Source organism: Demequina subtropica (assembly GCF_000971235.1).
GTDB lineage: Bacteria > Actinomycetota > Actinomycetes > Actinomycetales > Demequinaceae > Demequina > Demequina subtropica.
Window position 1 is genome coordinate 141,953 of the sequence record NZ_BBMB01000013.1, and the last position, 17,187, is coordinate 159,139.

Below are 17,187 nucleotides of genomic sequence, written 5' to 3' on the forward strand. Positions count from 1 at the left end.
GAAACATTTTGATTCATTAAAAAGAAGGCCGCAAGGAAGGGGGACCTAACCCTTCCCGGATCGCCCGCGCCCCACGGTTCTCAACGCCCGCGGCGGTCCCGTTGTGCCCGCGTGGGGCATCCGATCCTACGCGTCGCGCACCCCGCGTCGGCACCGCTGCGCGCGCACCTAGACTTGCCCGGTGAGCACGACCGAGCAGCATCCCTCCCCCTCCCCCACCCGCGCGAGCCGCCTGCGCGTCATCGCCGCGGCGATCGGCGACCTCATCGGCCGCCACACCCGCGGCCTCACGCTCGCGAACATCGCGGCGCAGGCGGGGATCATCGTCACCGGCGGGGCCGTCCGCCTCACCGGATCCGGCCTCGGCTGCTCGACGTGGCCGCAGTGCGAGCCGGGACAGTTCACCCCGACGGCCTTCGGCGAGACCTCGGTCCACCCGTACATCGAGTTCGGCAACCGCACGCTCACGTTCGTGCTGCTCGTGGTGGCGGTGCTCATGGCGATCGGTGTCTGTCGCACGCGCCCCGACCTCAAGTGGTGGGGGCTCGTGCCCGCGCTCGGCGTGCTGGGCCAGGCCGTGGTCGGCGGCATCACGGTGCTGGTGGAGCTCCACCCGCTCGTGGTCGCGCCGCACATGCTGCTGAGCCTCGGCCTCGTCTGGTACTCCGTCCGCTTCGCGCTGCGCTATCGCGGCGCGCGCGGGCGCATCGGCGTCAACCTTGCCCCCGAGCGCTGGGTCTCCTCGGGGCTGCTCGTGGTGCTGCTCGTCCTCGGCGCCCTCACCACCGGCGCCGGTCCCCACTCGGGCGATGCCGAGGCGACCGAGCGCCTCGCGCTCGACCCGGCGCTCATCGCCCGCGCGCACGCGCTGTCCGTGTGGGCCTTCGTGGCGCTGCTCGCGTGGATCGGCTGGCGGATCCGCCGCGACCACAGCGCAGGCGAGCGTGACGAGGCTCGCCGCGCGTACTGGGTGCTCGTGGGCGTCACGCTCGCGCAGGGGCTCATCGGCTACGTCCAGTACTTCACCGGCCTCCCGGCGCTCATCGTCGGCGCTCACCTGCTGGGAGCCGCGGTGCTCACGGCGGCGCACTCGGCGTTCTTCCTGCTCGACAAGCGCGAGACGCTCGCGTGAGCACCGGAGACGAGGTCACCCTCGCGCGCGTCGAGGACGCGGCCCGCGCCCTCGCGGGCATCGCGCAGCGCACACCGGTGGACCACGCCTCCTACTTCTCCGAGCTGCTGGGCGCGCCCGTCCACCTCAAGCTCGAGAACCTCCAGCGCACCGGCTCGTTCAAGCTGCGCGGCGCCACCTACCGCCTGTCGCGGCTGAGCGCGGAGGAGCGTGCGCGCGGCGTCGTCGCCGCCTCCGCCGGCAACCACGCGCAGGGCGTCGCGTTCGCGGCGCAGCAGCTGGGCGTGGACGCGACCATCTTCATGCCGCTCGGCGCCCCCGTGCCCAAGCTGCTCGCGACCAAGGGCTACGGCGCGACCGTGGTGACCGATGGCGCGACCGTCGAGGAGTGCCTCGCCCTCGCGGCCGAGCACGCGGCGCGCACGGGCGCCGTGCTGATCCACCCGTTCGACCATCCCGACGTGATCGCGGGTCAGGGGACGATCGGCCTCGAGATCCTCGCGGACGTCCCCGACGCGCAGACGCTCGTGGTGCCGATCGGCGGCGGCGGCCTCATCGCGGGCGTCGCGGTGGCGGCCAAGGCGGTCGCTGCGCGGGAGGGGCGCGACATCCGCATCGTCGGCGTCCAGGCGGCCGCGACGGCGGCGTTCCCGCCCTCGCTCGCCGCAGGCCGCCCCGTGACCGTCGAGCGTGGCGGCACCATCGCGGACGGGATCGCGGTCGTACGACCGGGCGAGATCACCTTCCCGCTGGTGCGCGACCTGGTCGACGAGGTCGTCACGGTCGAGGAGGACCAGCTCGCGCGCGCCGTGCTCACGCTGCTCGAGCGCACCAAGCTGGTGGTCGAGCCCGCGGGTGCGGCGCCGATCGCGGCGATCCTCGCGGGGCTCGTCGAGCCGTCCGGCCCCACGGTCGCCCTCGTCTCTGGCGGCAATATCGATCCCCTGCTGCTCCAGCGCATCGTCGCCCACGGCCTGGTCGCCTCGGGGCGATACATGACCATCCGGATCCCGCTGCCGGACCGCCCGGGCCAGCTCGCACGCGTGTCGGAGCTGCTCGCCGGAGTAGGCGCGAACGTGATCGAGGTCCTCCACACGCGGCACGACCTGGGGCTGACGCTCAACGACGTGGTGCTCCAGGTGAGCGTCGAGACGCGCGGCCCGAACCATCAGGCGGAGACGCTCGACGCGTTGCGCGAAGCCGGCTACGAGCCCGAGGTCGTCGCGGGCTGATCCCTCGCGCGGCTCCGCCACACGGATTCTCGCCTCCGCCACACAGCTTCCGGCGTGTCGCCGGCGTGTCGCCGCGAAGCAGGCTCGCATCGCTCCCAATCGGCAGCCCGTGTGTGGCGGAGCCGCAGCGGGCGGACAGCGGTCAGTCGAGCAGCGAAGGCGGCCGACGCCACGGCGCGTCCGCGGGACGCAGCAGCTCCCACCCCGAGCGCCGGGCCGCGTCGAGTGCGAGGGCGCCGGCGACGATGGTCGGGCTCTGCACCTCGCCGGCCCAGATCGAGTCGAGCACATCGGACAGAGGGACCCAGCGTCCCTCCATGTCCCGCTCCTCCTCGTGCCGCGCGTGACGCTCCGCGTCGGGCACCACGGTGATGTCGCGCGCGAGGAAGATCCGGATCCCCTCGGAGGACCCTCCGGGCGAGGTCATGAAGTCGACGAGCGTGTCCCAGCGCCCGGCGCGGAGGTCGGCCTCCTCGTAGAGCTCGCGCGCGGCGGCGTCCACGGGCGGCTCGGCCGCCACGTCGAGGAGGCCGGCAGGCGGCTCCCAGGTCTCCGCGCGCACCGCGTGGCGGTACTGGCGGACCAGGAAGACCTCTCCGGCCTCATTGAGCGCCATCACCGCGACGGCGCCCGTGTGGTGGATGTAGTCGCGCGTCACGACGCCCGACTCCCCCAGATCGACGACGTCCGAGCGCACGTCCCACACCTTGCCCGCGAAGGACAGGGCGCTCTCGCGCACGGGCCGTGCGCCCGGAACGTCGGCGATCATCAGACGGTGGCGGCGTCCGCAGGCGCCGTCGCGGCCTCCTGGCGGTCGATGGCGGCACCGATGAGGCCCGCGAACAGCGGGTGCGCCTTGGTCGGGCGCGACAGGAACTCGGGGTGCGCCTGCGTGGCGACGTAGTACGGGTGCACGTCGGCCGGGAGCTCGACGAACTCGACGAGCGAGCGGTCGGGGCTCTCGCCCGAGACCACCAGGCCGGCCTCCTCAAGCTGCGCGCGGTACGCGTTGTTGACCTCGTAGCGGTGGCGGTGACGCTCGCCCACGGTGGTCTTGCCGTACGTGGCGGCCGTCACCGAGCCCTCCTTGAGGACGGCCTGGTACTCGCCCAGGCGCATCGTGCCGCCCAGGTCGCCCTTGCCCTCGACGATGTGGAGCTGCTCCTCCATCGTCGCGACCACGGGGTGCGGGGTCTCGGGGTCGAACTCCGAGCTCGACGCGCCCTCGAGGCCGAGGATGTTGCGCGCGTACTCCATCACCATGGTCTGCATGCCGAGGCAGATGCCCAGCGTGGGCACCTTGTTCTCGCGGGCCCAGCGCAGCGCGCCGATCTTCCCGTCGACGCCGCGCACGCCGAAGCCGCCCGGCACCAGCACGCCGTCGACACCGCCCAGCGCCTCCTGGGCGCCCTGCGGGGTCTGGCAGCGGTCCGACGCGACCCAGCGGATGCGCACCTTCGCGTTGTGGTGGAAGCCACCCGCGCGCAGCGCCTCGCTCACGGACAGGTAGGCGTCAGGAAGGTCGATGTACTTGCCGACGAGTGCGATCTCGACATCCTTGGCGGGCTTGTGCACGCGCTTGAGGACGTCGTTCCAGGCGCCCCACTCGACGTCGTGGAACGGCAGGTCGAGGCGGCGCACCACGTAGGCGTCGAGGCCCTCGGCGTGGAGCACCTTCGGGATGTCGTAGATGCTCGGGGCGTCGATCGCGTTGACCACGGCGCCGGGCTCCACGTCGCACATGAGCGCGACCTTGTTCTTGACCGACGTGGGCACCTCGCGGTCGGAGCGCAGCACGAGCGCGTCGGGCTGGATGCCGATCGAGCGCAGCGCGGCGACGGAGTGCTGCGTGGGCTTGGTCTTCTGCTCTCCGGAGGGGCCGATGTACGGCACCAGCGAGACGTGCAGGAAGAACACGTTGTCGCGGCCCACGTCGTGGCGGACCTGGCGCGCGGCCTCGAGGAACGGCTGCGACTCGATGTCGCCGACCGTGCCGCCGATCTCGGTGATGATGACGTCCACCGAGGGGCCGGCCTGCTGGCGCATGCGGCGCTTGATCTCGTCGGTGATGTGCGGGATCACCTGGACGGTGTCGCCCAGGTACTCGCCGCGACGCTCCTTGGCGATCACCTGCGAGTACACCTGGCCGGTGGTGACGTTCGACGCGGCGGACAGCTCGACGTCGAGGAAGCGCTCGTAGTGACCGATGTCGAGGTCGGTCTCGGCGCCGTCGTCGGTGACGAAGACCTCACCGTGCTGGAAGGGGTTCATCGTCCCCGGGTCCACGTTGAGGTAGGGGTCCAACTTCTGCATCGTCACGCGCAGGCCGCGCGAGCGGAGAAGCCGTCCGAGAGAGGAGGCCGTCAAGCCCTTCCCGAGGGAGGACACCACCCCTCCGGTGACGAAGATGTGACGGGTGACATGGTCCGTGCCGGACGAGAATCGCGTTCGCTCCACGGGCTTCAACTCTAACAGCCGAATCGGACCGCCGCGGCTCAGGAAACGCCGAGAAGTCCCGGGACCTCTCCGTCCGCGTAGTGCGGACGAGCTCCCTGGAGCGTCTCCGCGATGGTCGCGACGGCCGTGACCGAACCCACGGTCCACTCGGACGATGCGACCGTCGCGACATCATCGCGCCTGGTCTCCGCGCCGAGCGCCGCGGGCGCACCGACCACCGTCACGGGCGCGTCGTAGGCCGCGAAGGCCTCCACGATCGCCGCGGTCGCATCCCGGTCCCCCGCGATGATCACCACCGCATCGGCGGAATCGGCGGGGTCGCCCTCGGCGAGATCGGCCTGGGCCAGCAGGTCCCACAGCACCGCGCCGCGGTCGGTGCCGGCGGCGGCGACGGCGCTGCGGTCGGCGCCGGTGGGCGCTGCGGAGGTCGCGCCCTGGACGAAGGCGTGAGCGAGCAGCACCTCGGCGCTGGCCGCCTCCACGCCCACGAGCGACGGCGCGACCTGCTCCGCGAGAGCCGAGCGGAACTCGCTGGTGCGAGAGTCCTGCCAGGCGTCCCCCAGGCTCACGCTTCCGGCACGGTCGGCGCCGGCGAGCGGGAGCCGCGCGGCCACGGCGTCGCGCGCCTCGGCCGGCGCGCCCGGAGCGGAGACGAGCACCACGGCGGTGCCGGGGAGCAGGTCGATCAGCAGCGTCGGCGCCGTCGCGTCCACGTAGTCGACCGCGGCGGCGGCACGGGCGTCCGCCGCCGTGACCTCCTCCTGGGCCAGCACCAGATCGGCCTCGAGCGCGTCGATCCTGTCGCCCGTCTGCCCGAGCAGGGCCGCACGCAGCGGCCCGGAGCCCAGCACCACGCCCACCGCCAGCACCGCGACCCCGGCCGCGGCGGAGACGAGCCTGGTACGGCCGTCGCTCATCGGCCGCCGCCGAGCGTGTCCGCGAGCCAGGTCCACGCCGACTCGATCGCATCGTGCCCCTCGGCCGTGCCCCACGCCGCGAGCAGCAGCGCGCCGAGCGCGAGCCCGAAGGCGCCCCACGACATCACCGCGCTGTAGCGGTGGCGGTACACCGCCCCGAGCACGCTGGCGTCCACCACCGAACCGCTCGCGACCAGGCGCGACAGCAGCGCGCCCGCGCCCGCGGTGGAGCGGTCGGAGACGTACTCGAGCAGGCCCTCGCGCGCGCCGGCGAGGATCACCACGGATGCGCCGGCCGCGTGAGCGGCGAGCAGCGCGACGTCCTCGCTCGCCAGCCCGGCCTCGCACCAGTCGTGCGTGAGGCCGATCGCGAGCGCGCGGGCGCGGCCCGCGTCCCGGCCCTCGCCGTCGTGCACCACCACCTGCGAGGCGCGCCGCAGCGCGTCCTCGCTCACGCCGTCGACGTCGCCCAGGACGATGCGCGGGTTGAGCCCCGCGGCACGCGCCGCATCGGCCCCCTCGCCGACGCCGATGACGATCGGCCGGCGCTCCCGCGCGAAACGCGCCAGCACCTCGTCGGAGCCGGTGAAGCGCGACGTCACCACCACGACGGGGCGACCCTCGATGGGCAGCCGCAGCTCGGGCAGCCCGATCCCGTCGAGCAGCAGGTCGGCATCCTGATCGAGCAGGTCGAGCGCCGTCGCGGTGAAGGAGGCGACATGGACGTGCAGGTCCTCGTCGGCCGCGCGCACGCGCGCGGTCACGGTCTCGAGCGTCAGCCGCGTGCCCTCGAGCGAGGATCCGCCGCCCGCGGAGATCGTGCCGCCCTCGACGGTGACCGCGGCGCCGTCGCGGATCGCGAGCGCCGCCGGGCCCGCGGACTCGACCACGGGGATCCCCGCCTCGAGCAGCACGAGCGCGCCGGTGGTCGGGAGCCGTCCCGAGATGCAGGACTGCGCGTTCACCACGGCGACCGGCCGCCGCTCCGCGAGCGCGGCCGCCGCACCCTTGTCCAGGTCGAGCGCATCCACGATGGCCACGTCACCCGGCTGGAGCCGGCGCGCGAGCGCACGGGGCGAGGAGTCGACGCGGGCGGGGCCCGAGATGAGGGTGGCGGCGGCGGTCATGGCGGCTATGGTGCCACGCGCGAGGCCTCCAGCAGCTCACGTGCGTGGGCGAGTGCGGTCTTCGAGTCCTCATGGCCCGAGAGGAGCCTCGCGAGCTCCTCCACGCGGGCCTCTCCGTCGACCTGGTGGACCTGGGATCGCGTCACCGCACCGTCGGAGGCCTTGGCCACCACGATGTGCCTGTCGGCGTGCGCGGCGACCTGCGCGAGGTGCGTCACGACGAGCACCTGATGGGTGCGCGCGAGCTCCGCGAGCCGCCGGCCGATCGCGATCGCCGCCTTGCCGCCCACGCCGGCGTCGACCTCGTCGAACACGAACGTGTGCCCGGGTGCCGCCGCGTGGCGGGCGAGGGAGACCTCGATGGCGAGCATGATGCGCGAGAGCTCGCCGCCCGAGGCGGCCTCCGCGACGGGACGATGCGGCGCGCCGGGGTGCGAGGCGAGCGTCATCGAGACCTCGTCCGCACCGGAATGACGGAGCTCGGCGCGCGCGACCTCGACCGCGAAGCTCGCGTCCGGCATGGCGAGACCCGCGAGCTCGGCGTCGACGTCCGCGGCGAGGCGCGCGGCCGCCTCCCTCCGGCTCGCCGTGAGGTCCTCCGCGAGTGCCTCGACCGCGGACGCCGCCTGATCGACGGCCTCCCGGCGTGCCGCGAGCGTCTGGTCCCACGTGTCGTCCTCGAGCACCGCCGCCGCCGCGCGCTCCCGATACGCGAGCACGCCGTCGAGGTCGGCGCCGATGCGGCGCATGAGCGCGCTCAGCTCCGCACGGCGCTGCTGGATCTGATCGAGCCGCGCGGGATCCGCCTCCATGCGGTCCAGGTACGACGCGAGCTCGTGGCCGATGTCCGCGGCCGCGTACGCGACGTCACCGAGCCTCTTCTCGAGCTCCTCGAGAGCGGGATCGTGGCGCGCGGCGTCGGCGAGCGCGCGGCGCGCCGCGTCGGCGGCGACCACGAGCGTGAGCTCCGCGTCGCCGTCGATCGCCGCCATGGCGCCGGCCACGCCGGTCCGGACCGCCTCGGAGTTCTCGAGCACCTCGGCCTCGGCCTTGAGGCGGGCGTCCTCCCCCGCCTCAGGCACCACGGCGTCGATGGCCTCGAGGTCGTCGCGCATGCGTGCGGCCTCGAGGCGCGCGAGCTCGGCACCGGACTCCATGCGTTCGAGCTCGTCCTGGGCCTGCCGCCAGGCCCACCACGCGCCCTGGTAGCGCTCGAGCAGCACGCCGTGGTCGGCGTAGCCGTCGAGGATCGCGCGCTGCTCCGCCGACGAGCGCAGCCGCGCCTGGTCGCTCTGCCCGTGGACCGTGACCCAGTGCACGGCGACCTCGGCCAGCACCGACTGCGGGACCGCTCGCCCGCCGATGACCGTGCGCGAGCGCGTGGTCGCCCCCACGCTCCGGCTCACGATCACGGTGCCGTCGTCGTCGAAGGCCGCGCCGGCCTCCTCGAGCCGCTCCGCCGGCCACGATCCGGGCGCGACGTCGACCACGGCCTCCGCCACCGCGGCATCGGCCCCCGTGCGGACGGTCGCGCGCACCGACTTCGAGCCCATGATGAGCCCGAGCCCCGTGAGCACCATGGTCTTGCCCGCGCCCGTCTCGCCGGTCACGCAGGTGAGCCCGGGGCCCAGGTCGACGCGTGCGGACTCGATCACGCCCAGGTTCTCGATCGCGAGCTCGTGGAGCATTCAGATCCCCGCGCCCGTGTCGGAGATGGGGCGCTCGCCGCGGAATCCGTCGACCGGGAGGGCAAACTTCTGCACCAGGCGCTCGCTGAAGGGCGCATCGGACATGCGTGCGAGCCGCACAGCCCGCGCGCCGCGTCGCACCTCGATCCTGCTGCCGCGCTCCACGTCGATCGCGCGGGCACCGTCGAGGACCACCTGCCCGTCGCTCGCCGAGCGGTCCAGGATCTCGATCCTGACCTCCGATCGCGGCCCCACCACGAGCGGTCGCGAGAACAGCGCGTGCGCCGCGAGCGGGACCACGAGCAGCGCGTCGACATCCGGCCACAGGATGGGCCCGCCGGCGCTGAACGCATGCGCGGTCGAGCCGGTCGCCGACGCCACGACAACGCCGTCGCAGCCGAAGGTCGACAGCGGCCGATCGTCGATGTCGAGCGCGACCTCGATGGTCGTCCGGAGGTTCGCGCGCTCGACCGTGACGTCGTTGAGCGCCCAGCCCTGCGTCCGGCGCCCGTCGGGCAGCGTGACCAGCACGTCGAGCGTGCCGCGCTCCTCGATCTCGTACTCCCCCGCCGCGAGCCGGCGGGCGGCGTGCGCGACGTCGTCCCGCTCGAGCTCCGCGAGGAAGCCGACGTGCCCCAGGTTGACGCCGAGCAGCGGGATCCCCGTGCCTCGCGTCATGTCCGCCGCGTGAAGGATGGTGCCGTCACCGCCCAGGACGAGAGCGGCCTCGACCGGCGCGTCGACGCCCGCCTCGAAGTCGGTGCACGTCACGATGCCCTCGGCCTCGAGCGCGGCCGCGGCAAGGCTCGCGGCCTCCTGCGCCTCGGGACGATGCGGGTGCACCACGAGCAGGATCCTGCGGGTCATGGTGCTCCTCCCGTCTCCTCCTGGATCGCGGCCCTGACCTGGGCTTCCGTCAACGCGTCCGGCCTGCGACCGGCGCCGCCACCAGCCTGCCACGCGCGAGAGGCCCACACGAAGAACTCCACGTTGCCGCGGGGCCCCGGGAGCGTCGAGCGCGCGATGCGGTGCACGTCGAGCCCGGCGCCCATCATGGCCGAGGCCACCGACATCACGGCGCTGGCGCGATCGTGGAGGTCGGTCACGACGCCGCCGCGGCCGAGCCTCTCGCGCCCCACCTCGAACTGCGGCTTGACCATGAGCAGCACGTCCGCATCGTCCGCGATCACGCGCGTGAGCGGCGCGATGAGCAGCGTCAGCGAGATGAAGGAGACGTCTGCGACCACCAGGTCCGGCGCGTCCCCGCCAAGGTCGGCGGGCACGATCTCGCGCGCGTTGAGCCCTTCGCGTGCGCGCACGCGCGGGTCCGCGGCGATGGCCTCCGCGAGCTGGTCGTGGCCGACGTCGATCGCGTGGACACGCGCGGCCCCGCGCTCGAGCAGCACCTGCGTGAACCCGCCCGTCGACGCGCCGACGTCGAGGCAGGTGCGTCCCTCGACAGCGATCTCGGGGCACGCCTCGAGCGCGCCGATGAGCTTGTGGGCCGCGCGCGAGACGTAGCCGTCATCGCCCGCGACCTCGAGACGCGCGTCGTCGCCCACGTCGAGGGACGCCTTGGCGGCGGCCGCTCCGTCGACAGTCACCGCACCGGCGGCGATCAGCTCCTGCGCGCGGGTGCGCGACGAGACCAGCCCGCGCGCGACGAGCGCGCGGTCCAGCCGCATGCTCAGCGCGACTCGTCGCGAAGGCGCGTCGAGAGCGCCTCCTGCACCTTGTCGAAGAACTCGGCCTGCTGCTCGAGGTCCTCCGGGAGCTCGGTGACGGCCTTGAGAGCCTCGCGCACCTCGGCCGGGTACTCGAGCTGTCCCTTGAAGTCGCGGGTGTTGTTGAGGTCAGCCATGGGTCAGGAGGCTAACCGAAGTGAGGGAGCGTGTCGACATCGAGACGCTCACCCGCGTCCACGGCCGCCCACGACGCCGCGCACGCCGCGCGAACGCGGTCGATGCGGCTGCCGCCGTCGACGGTGAGGTGCCCGTCCGTGACCCGCGCACGCGCCTGGCCCACGTGCCACCACTGCTCCGCAAGCTGCGGCTCGGGGTGCGCGTCGGCGAGCGTCGAGAGGTCCTCGCCGATGAACGAGGGACGCTCCCCCGGGACCGCCAGCACCGCGTCGCGCGCGGTCGAGACTCCGGTGAGCACCAGCAGCCCGGGCACCTCTGCCGCGCGAGCGCCCTTGAGGTCGGTGTCGAGGCGGTCGCCGATCATCAGAGGGCGGGCCGACCCGGCCTTGCGCGCGGCCAGGTGCAGCATCGCGGGCTCGGGCTTGCCGGCAGCGAGCGGATCCACCCCGGTCGCGGTGCGGACCACGCCCACGAGCGACCCGTTGCCCGGCGCGAACCCGCGCTCGGTGGGCAGCGTGAGGTCGAGGTTCGTCGCGAAGTAGCGCGCGCCGGCGTTGATCGCATAGGTCGCCTCGGCGAGCTCCTTCCACCCCAGGTTCGGGGCGAAGCCCTGGATGACCGCCGCCGGGTGCTCCTCCGCCGAGTCGACGATGACGAAGCCCTTCGCGTGCACCGCGGTGTAGAGGCCCGCGCCGCCCACGACCAGGACCTTCTGGCCCGCGGGCACGTGCTCGGCGAGGAGCTCGGCTCCCGCCTGCGCGGCGGTCATGACCTCGGCGGCGTCGCATGGGATGCCGACCTCGGCGAGGTGCTCCGCGACGGTCTCCGGCTCGCGCGACGCGTTGTTCGTGACGAACACGACGCCCATGCCGGCGGAGCGCGCGGCCGCTAGGGCCGGGGGCGCCGAGGGGATCGCGTGCGGGCCCTTGTACGCGACGCCGTCGAGGTCGACGAGCGCGACGTCGAACGTGTCCTGGAGCGCCGCCTCGGTGCCGAGCAGGCCGACCGTCATGCCTTGTCCTCGCCTGCCTGGTCCTCGGCGACCTCGTCCTCGGCGACCTCGTGGAGGTCGTCCTCGTCGTCGTACGCGAGATCCTCGTCGTCGGCGTCCTCGTCCTCGTCGTCCGACGGCTCGGGCTCCGGCTCGGGAAGCTCGGCGGTGTCGTACAGCACGATGTCCTCCTCCGCCTCCTCCTCGACGGGCTCGGGCAGCGCGGCCTCGAGCTCGTCCGCCTCCGCGTCGCGGCCGAGGGTGCGGAGCACGGCGACGCGCGCCTCGTCCGCGCGGACCTGGAGCTCCTGGTTCTTGGTCTCGATGCGCGTGAGCACCAGCAGGGCGGCCTCCGGGTCGCCCATGTCGAGGCGCGCTCCGGCGATGACGATCTGCATCTCGACGGCCGAGTCGTGCGGGAGCAGCTTCGCGTCGGGCTCATCGGCGATCGCGAGGGCACGCTCGGGGCGCCCGAGGCCGCGCTCGCAGTCCGCCATCAGCGGGAGGTGCTCGATCGAGCCGCCGAGGCGGCGCACGGTGCGGAGCTCGCGCAGCGCCTCCGCGTACCGGCCCGTCGCGTACGCCGTGAGCGCCGCGGCCTCGCGGACCACGTCGACGCGGCCGCCGCGCTGGAGCGCCACCTGGGCGTGCCGGTAGGCGAGCTCGGGATCGATGTCGACGAGGTTGCCCGCCATGATGAGGTGACGGCCCACGTCCTCCGCGTTGTCCTTGCTCAGCGTGCGCAGGCGCGCGCGCACCGCGCGGTCGAGCTGGCCGTACTCGATCTCCTCGGGCACCTCGGGCGCCTCGACGATGTGCGACTTGGTGAGCGGGACACCGGCGACGCGTGCCGTGCGCTCCTCGGACTCGGGACGCTCGCGACCGCCGCGGTCAGGACGCGCGCCGGGTCGGCCGGAGCCGCGCGGGGCGCGGTCCCGATCGCGGTCACCGTCGAACGAGCGACGCGGACGGTCGTCGTAGGAACGCTGCGGACGATCACCATCGCGACGCGGACCACGGTCACCGTCGAACGAGCGACGCGGGCGGTCGTCGTAGGAACGCTGCGGACGGTCACCATCGCGACGCGGACCACGGTCACCGTCGAAGGAACGACGGGGACGGTCGTCGTACGAGCGCTGCGGACGGTCACCATCGCGACGCGGACCACGGTCACCGTCGAACGAGCGACGCGGACGGTCGTCGTACGAGCGCTGCGGGCGGTCGCCATCGCGACGCGGACCACGGTCACCGTCGAAGGAACGACGGGGACGGTCATCGTCACGGCGCGGACGGTCGTTGTCGAACGAACGACGCGGACGGTCCTGACGATCGCCATCGAAGGAACGGCGCGGACGGTCGTCGTACGAACGCTGCGGACGGTCACCATCGCGACGCGGGCCACGGTCACCGTCGAAGGAACGACGGGGACGGTCATCGTCACGGCGCGGACGGTCGTTGTCGAACGAACGACGCGGACGGTCCTGACGATCGCCGTCGAACGAGCGACGGGGACGGTCGTCGTACGAGCGCTGCGGACGGTTACCATCGCGACGCGGACCACGGTCGCCATCGAAGGAACGACGGGGACGGTCGTCCCGGCCGTCGTAGGAGCGACGCGGACGGTCGTTGTCGTACGACTCACGGGGTCCGCGGTCGCCGTCGAAAGAACGGCGCGGACGGTCACCGTCGAAGTCACGGCGCGGGCCGCGGTCGTCGTTGAAGTTGCGACGAGGGCGGTCCGAGTTCGCGGGGCGCGACGGACGGTCGCCGTCGAAACGGCGCTGCGGACGGTCGCCGTCGCGGCGGGGACGATCGTTGTCGTACGAACGACGAGGACGGTCCTGACGGTCGCCATCGAAGGAACGACGGGGACGGTCATCGTCACGACGCGGACGATCGTTGTCGTACGAGCGGCGCGGACGGTCCTGACGGTCGCCATCGAAGCTGCGGCGAGGACGGTCATCGTCACGACGCGGACCACGGTCACCGTCGAAGCTGCGGCGCGGACGGTCGTCGTAGGAGCGCTGCGGACGGTCGCCGTCACGACGCGGACGGTCCTGACGGTCACCCTCGCGACGGGGACGGTCACCGCCAGACTGCTTCCGGGGGTTGATGCCGGGGCGCGAGTCGTAGCTCGCGCGGCGCTCGTCGCGCTCGTCCCTGTCGTTCATGATGCTCCTGTCCAGTTGTGCGGACGCTCCCGCCATTCTTGCGCGCCTGGGCGCGAAGAACCGGGTGAGTACGTCCCGAATAAGTCTCTCTTATGCGTGGTCGCGGCGTCCCGAGCGGACAAGACACGGGACAATGGCGGCGATGACTTCCACCGACACGTCCCTGCTCGCCCGCCTTCCGGAGACGGCGCCCGGCGCTGTTCCCGATCCTGATGCGCTCTACGAGGCATTCGCCTCGTGGGCGGCGGACCGCGACCTTCCATTGTACACGCACCAGGAAGAAGCGCTGATCGAGCTCGTCTCGGGCTCGCATGTCATCCTTGCGACCCCGACCGGCTCCGGGAAATCCCTCGTCGCCGCCGGCGCCCACTTCGCCGCCTTGGCCGCGCATCGTGCGGGGACCGGTGGCCGTACCTTCTACACGGCCCCGCTCAAGGCGCTCGTCTCGGAGAAGTTCTTCGCGCTCATCGAGATGTTCGGCTCCGAGAACGTCGGCATGATGACCGGGGACAGCGCGGTCAACGCGGATGCACCGATCATCTGCTGCACCGCCGAGATCCTCGCCAACCTCGCGCTCCGCGACGGCACGGCGACGGACGCCGCGCTCGTGGTCATGGACGAGTTCCACTTCTACTCCGACCCCCAACGAGGCTGGGCGTGGCAGGTGCCGCTGCTCGAGCTGCCGCACACGCAGTTCGTCCTGATGTCGGCGACGCTCGGGGACACAGACTGGCTCGTCGCCGACCTCGAGCGGCGCTCCGAGCGCGCGGTCGCGCAGGTGACGAGCGCCCACCGACCCGTGCCGCTGACGTTCGAGTACATGCTGGAGCCGCTCCCCGAGGTGGTCGAGCGGGTCGTGCAGACCGGCCGGGCACCCGTGTACATCGTCCACTTCACCCAGAAGGACGCGGTCGAGCGTGCGCAGTCGCTGCTCAGCATGAACGTCGCGACCCGGTCGGAGCGCGACGCGATCGCCGCGGCCCTGGACGGCGTGCGCTTCGGCACGGGCTTCGGCAAGACGCTGAGCCGCTTCCTGCGTGCGGGAGTAGGCGTGCACCACGCGGGCATGCTGCCCAAGTACCGACGCATCGTCGAGCGTCTCACGCAGCAGGGCCTGCTCAAGGTGGTCTGCGGCACCGACACCCTCGGCGTCGGCATCAACGTCCCCATCCGCACGGTGCTGTTCACCTCGCTGGTGAAGTACGACGGCGAGCGCATGCGTCACCTCACCGCACGTGAGTTCCACCAGATCGCGGGTCGCGCCGGACGCGCCGGCTACGACACCGAGGGCGTGTGCCTGGTGATGGCCCCGGATCACGTGATCGAGAACCGAAAGGCGCTCCTCAAGGCCGGCGACGACGTCAAGAAGCAGCGCAAGATCGTGCGGAAGAAGGCGCCGCAGGGTCACGTGAACTGGACGGACGCGACCTTCGAGCGTCTCCGCTACGCCGACCCGGAGCCGCTCACCTCGAGCTTCGCGGTCACCCATGCGATGGTCCTCAACATCCTCGCGCGGGGCAGGGACGATGCACGCAGCGGCCGGGAGCCCCAGGACCCGGTGGTCGCGATGCGGGACCTGCTCGCCGCGGTCCACGAGACGCCCGCGCAGCGGTCGGCTCATGCCCGGCAGGCGCTCCGCATCTACTGGTCGTTGCGCAAGGCCGGGGTGGTCGAGCATGTCCGCGTCCCCGACCCGTCGCATCCGCGAGGGGCGCGCCCGTCGGCGCGGCTCACGGTGGATGTGCCCCGGAACTTCGCGCTCAACCAGCCGCTGTCCCCCTTCGCGCTCGCCGCGATGGACCTCCTCAACGTCGAGTCGCCGGATCACGCGCTCGATGTCGTCTCGGTGATCGAGGCGACTCTGTCGGATCCACGCCAGCTGCTGGTCGCGCAGCAGTTCAGGGCTCGCGGTGAGGCGGTCGCGGCGATGAAGGCGGAGGGTCTCGACTACGAGGAGCGGCTGGACGCGCTCGAGGACGTCACCTGGCCGAGGCCCCTCGCGGAGCTCCTCGAGCCTGCGTTCGCGATGTACCGCACCTCCAACCCGTGGATCATGGGCGCGGAGCTCTCCCCCAAGTCGGTGGTCCGCGACATGCTGGAGAAGGCGATGACCTTCGGCGAGCTGGTCTCGACCTACGGGCTCGAGCGCACCGAGGGCATCGCGCTGCGCTACCTCGCGGAGGCGTACCGGGCGATGCGCCAGACCGTGCCGGAGGACCACCGCACGGACGAGGTCGCCGAGATCACCGACTGGCTGGGAGAGGTGGTGCGCTCGACCGACTCGTCGCTCCTCGACGAGTGGGAGCGCCTCGCGAACCCGGACGCGCTGCTCGACGACGCGGATCCCGCCGCGCCGGACACGACCGGGACCGTCCGCGGCCCCGTACGGCCGCTCAGCGGCAATCCGCGAGTGCTCCGCCGCCTCATCCGCAACGCGATGTTCCGTCGCATCGAGCTCGCCGCGCGCGAGGACTACGCCGCGCTGGGCGCCCTCGACGGCGCTGCCGGCTGGAATGCCGCTGCCTGGGAGGACGCACTCGACCCGCTGTTCGACCTGCACGGGGACGATGCCGTGGGCATCGGCCCGAACGCCCGCTCGGCCGCGCTGCTCACCATCGTCGAGGCGGGGGCGAGCGGCGAGGACGGACGCGGACGCGCGGCCCTCGCCGCGGCGGGGCACGATGCGGCGCCGGCAGGCACGTGGATCGTGCGCCAGGTGATCGACGACCCCGCGGGCGATCACGACTGGGCGATCGTCGCCGCAGTCGATCTCGACGCGAGCGACGAGGCCGGCGGGGTGGTGCTGGAGCTGCTCGCGGTGGGCGACTCCTAGGCGATCGCGGAGGCGCGTCCACGCCGCGAGTCGATGATGACCTTCCCCATCGGCATCATCGACACCGGGATCAGCTTGAGGTTCGCCCAGGCGAGCGGGATACCGATGATGGTGATCGCGAGGGTGAACGCGGTGATCACGTGCGCGATGGACAGGATCACGCCGAACGGGATCCAGAGGATGTTTCCCAGGAGAGACCAGCCGCCGGCACTCGGATCCGCGACCACCTCTCTTCCGAACGGCCACACGGCGTAGTTGCCGATCCGGAAGCAGGCGATGCCCGCCGGGATGCCGATGATGGTGAGACAGGCGAGGAGTCCTACGAGCATGTAGGAGAACCACAGACCGATCCCCGCGAAGAAGAACCAGATGATGTTGAGGATGGTGCGCATACCTCAGCGTATGTCCATCCTGCGGCGTCGGCCCAGGGCAGGTGTCAACCGTGCCGGCGTGACTCGCCGGGAACGCTCGAGCCAGGCCGAGAGCCCTCACTCGCAAGGTAGATGATCGGTCCGAGCACCGGGAGGCAGAGGATCACCGCGAACCAGAGCAGCTGGGACATGGCGCCCGACGCCGGTGCCCGCCACCAGGCCAACAAGGCGGCGACGAACAGTGCGAGCGAGACCAGAGCTCCCACGCCCCACAGGAGGTCGTAGCCGGCGGGCAGGATCGCATCGGCTCCATCGATCACGCGGTGGCTCCTCTCGACTGACGTGGCCCTTGCGGCAAAGCGCCCGCCCGAGCCTAAAGGTCAACGCAGCCAGATTCTACCTGGGG

Annotated in this window: 16 protein-coding genes; 4 read left to right on the plus strand and 12 right to left on the minus strand. The window is 72.5% G+C overall.

The annotated features are described in order from the left end of the window. The first annotated feature begins 181 nt into the window (after positions 1-181). Together AOM06_RS12900 and ilvA are read left to right on the plus strand one after the other, a co-directional pair. The gene (locus AOM06_RS12900) at positions 182-1,132 is read left to right on the plus strand and encodes a COX15/CtaA family protein (RefSeq protein ID WP_082105573.1); all 951 of its coding nucleotides are present in this window, start codon (positions 182-184) and stop codon (positions 1,130-1,132) included. Continuing rightward, positions 1,129-2,364, plus strand: coding sequence for a threonine ammonia-lyase (gene ilvA / locus AOM06_RS12905; protein ID WP_062307231.1), 1,236 nt, complete (start codon positions 1,129-1,131; stop codon positions 2,362-2,364). The genes AOM06_RS12900 and ilvA overlap by 4 nt, the downstream gene beginning before the upstream one ends. Before the next feature lie 142 nt (positions 2,365-2,506). On the opposite strand, the gene AOM06_RS12910 is transcribed toward ilvA, so the two are convergent. The 10 genes from AOM06_RS12910 to AOM06_RS14845 are packed head-to-tail and all read right to left on the minus strand — an operon-like array spanning position 2,507 to position 12,203. Continuing rightward, positions 2,507-3,133, minus strand: a complete 627-nt coding sequence (locus AOM06_RS12910) for an NUDIX domain-containing protein (protein ID WP_062307236.1) — start codon at positions 3,131-3,133, stop codon at positions 2,507-2,509. Next, positions 3,133-4,821: a CTP synthase gene (gene pyrG / locus AOM06_RS12915; RefSeq protein ID WP_062307241.1), complete on the minus strand. Its 1,689-nt coding sequence runs from the start codon at positions 4,819-4,821 to the stop codon at positions 3,133-3,135. Before pyrG ends, AOM06_RS12910 begins: the two co-directional genes overlap by 1 nt. A 38-nt stretch (positions 4,822-4,859) precedes the next feature. Next, a complete protein-coding gene (locus AOM06_RS12920; protein WP_062307246.1) occupies positions 4,860-5,738 on the minus strand; it encodes a copper transporter in 879 nt (292 codons plus the stop codon). Then, positions 5,735-6,865: a putative cytokinetic ring protein SteA gene (gene steA / locus AOM06_RS12925; protein ID WP_062307252.1), complete on the minus strand. Its 1,131-nt coding sequence runs from the start codon at positions 6,863-6,865 to the stop codon at positions 5,735-5,737. Before steA ends, AOM06_RS12920 begins: the two co-directional genes overlap by 4 nt. Positions 6,866-6,870: 5 nt before the next feature. Beyond that, positions 6,871-8,553 (minus strand): DNA repair protein RecN, encoded by a 1,683-nt coding sequence (recN, locus tag AOM06_RS12930; protein ID WP_062307259.1) that lies wholly within the window; start codon positions 8,551-8,553, stop codon positions 6,871-6,873. Further along, a complete protein-coding gene (locus tag AOM06_RS12935) occupies positions 8,554-9,420 on the minus strand; it encodes an NAD kinase (protein ID WP_062307264.1) in 867 nt (288 codons plus the stop codon). Beyond that, the gene (locus AOM06_RS12940) at positions 9,417-10,238 is read right to left on the minus strand and encodes a TlyA family RNA methyltransferase (protein WP_082105574.1); all 822 of its coding nucleotides are present in this window, start codon (positions 10,236-10,238) and stop codon (positions 9,417-9,419) included. The genes AOM06_RS12935 and AOM06_RS12940 overlap by 4 nt, the downstream gene beginning before the upstream one ends. A gap of 2 nt (positions 10,239-10,240) precedes the next feature. Continuing rightward, a complete protein-coding gene (locus AOM06_RS14840; RefSeq protein WP_156163704.1) occupies positions 10,241-10,414 on the minus strand; it encodes a hypothetical protein in 174 nt (57 codons plus the stop codon). 11 nt (positions 10,415-10,425) lie between these two features. Further along, positions 10,426-11,427, minus strand: a complete 1,002-nt coding sequence (locus AOM06_RS12945; RefSeq protein ID WP_062307275.1) for an HAD-IIA family hydrolase — start codon at positions 11,425-11,427, stop codon at positions 10,426-10,428. Next, entirely contained in the window at positions 11,424-12,203 is a 780-nt protein-coding gene (locus AOM06_RS14845) for a tetratricopeptide repeat protein (RefSeq protein ID WP_156163705.1), read from the minus strand. Before AOM06_RS14845 ends, AOM06_RS12945 begins: the two co-directional genes overlap by 4 nt. Positions 12,204-12,221: 18 nt before the next feature. Here AOM06_RS14845 and AOM06_RS15205 point away from each other — a divergent pair, with 18 nt between their 5' ends. Both AOM06_RS15205 and AOM06_RS12955 read left to right on the plus strand, forming a co-directional pair. After that, positions 12,222-13,790 (plus strand): hypothetical protein, encoded by a 1,569-nt coding sequence (locus AOM06_RS15205; RefSeq protein ID WP_156163706.1) that lies wholly within the window; start codon positions 12,222-12,224, stop codon positions 13,788-13,790. After that, entirely contained in the window at positions 13,711-16,410 is a 2,700-nt protein-coding gene (locus AOM06_RS12955) for a DEAD/DEAH box helicase (RefSeq protein ID WP_156163707.1), read from the plus strand. The genes AOM06_RS15205 and AOM06_RS12955 overlap by 80 nt, the downstream gene beginning before the upstream one ends. On the opposite strand, the gene AOM06_RS12960 is transcribed toward AOM06_RS12955, so the two are convergent. After that, positions 16,407-16,802 (minus strand): YccF domain-containing protein, encoded by a 396-nt coding sequence (locus AOM06_RS12960; protein WP_062307295.1) that lies wholly within the window; start codon positions 16,800-16,802, stop codon positions 16,407-16,409. The genes AOM06_RS12955 and AOM06_RS12960 overlap by 4 nt on opposite strands. 44 nt (positions 16,803-16,846) lie before the next feature. After that, entirely contained in the window at positions 16,847-17,101 is a 255-nt protein-coding gene (locus AOM06_RS12965; protein WP_062307300.1) for a PLDc N-terminal domain-containing protein, read from the minus strand. Between the last annotated feature and the right edge of the window lie 86 nt (positions 17,102-17,187).

Excerpts from the sequence above, each read along its gene's own strand:
- AOM06_RS12955 (WP_156163707.1), top strand. The coding sequence starts at position 13,711 with ATGGCGGCGATGACTTCCACCGACACGTCCCTGCTCGCCCGCCTTCCG.
- recN (WP_062307259.1), bottom strand. The coding sequence starts at position 8,553 with ATGCTCCACGAGCTCGCGATCGAGAACCTGGGCGTGATCGAGTCCGCA.
- AOM06_RS12940 (WP_082105574.1), bottom strand. The coding sequence starts at position 10,238 with ATGCGGCTGGACCGCGCGCTCGTCGCGCGCGGGCTGGTCTCGTCGCGC.
- steA (WP_062307252.1), bottom strand. The coding sequence starts at position 6,865 with ATGACCGCCGCCGCCACCCTCATCTCGGGCCCCGCCCGCGTCGACTCC.
- AOM06_RS12920 (WP_062307246.1), bottom strand. The coding sequence starts at position 5,738 with ATGAGCGACGGCCGTACCAGGCTCGTCTCCGCCGCGGCCGGGGTCGCG.
- AOM06_RS12945 (WP_062307275.1), bottom strand. The coding sequence starts at position 11,427 with ATGACGGTCGGCCTGCTCGGCACCGAGGCGGCGCTCCAGGACACGTTC.
- AOM06_RS12910 (WP_062307236.1), bottom strand. The coding sequence starts at position 3,133 with ATGATCGCCGACGTTCCGGGCGCACGGCCCGTGCGCGAGAGCGCCCTG.
- AOM06_RS12935 (WP_062307264.1), bottom strand. The coding sequence starts at position 9,420 with ATGACCCGCAGGATCCTGCTCGTGGTGCACCCGCATCGTCCCGAGGCG.
- AOM06_RS14840 (WP_156163704.1), bottom strand. The coding sequence starts at position 10,414 with ATGGCTGACCTCAACAACACCCGCGACTTCAAGGGACAGCTCGAGTAC.
- AOM06_RS12960 (WP_062307295.1), bottom strand. The coding sequence starts at position 16,802 with ATGCGCACCATCCTCAACATCATCTGGTTCTTCTTCGCGGGGATCGGT.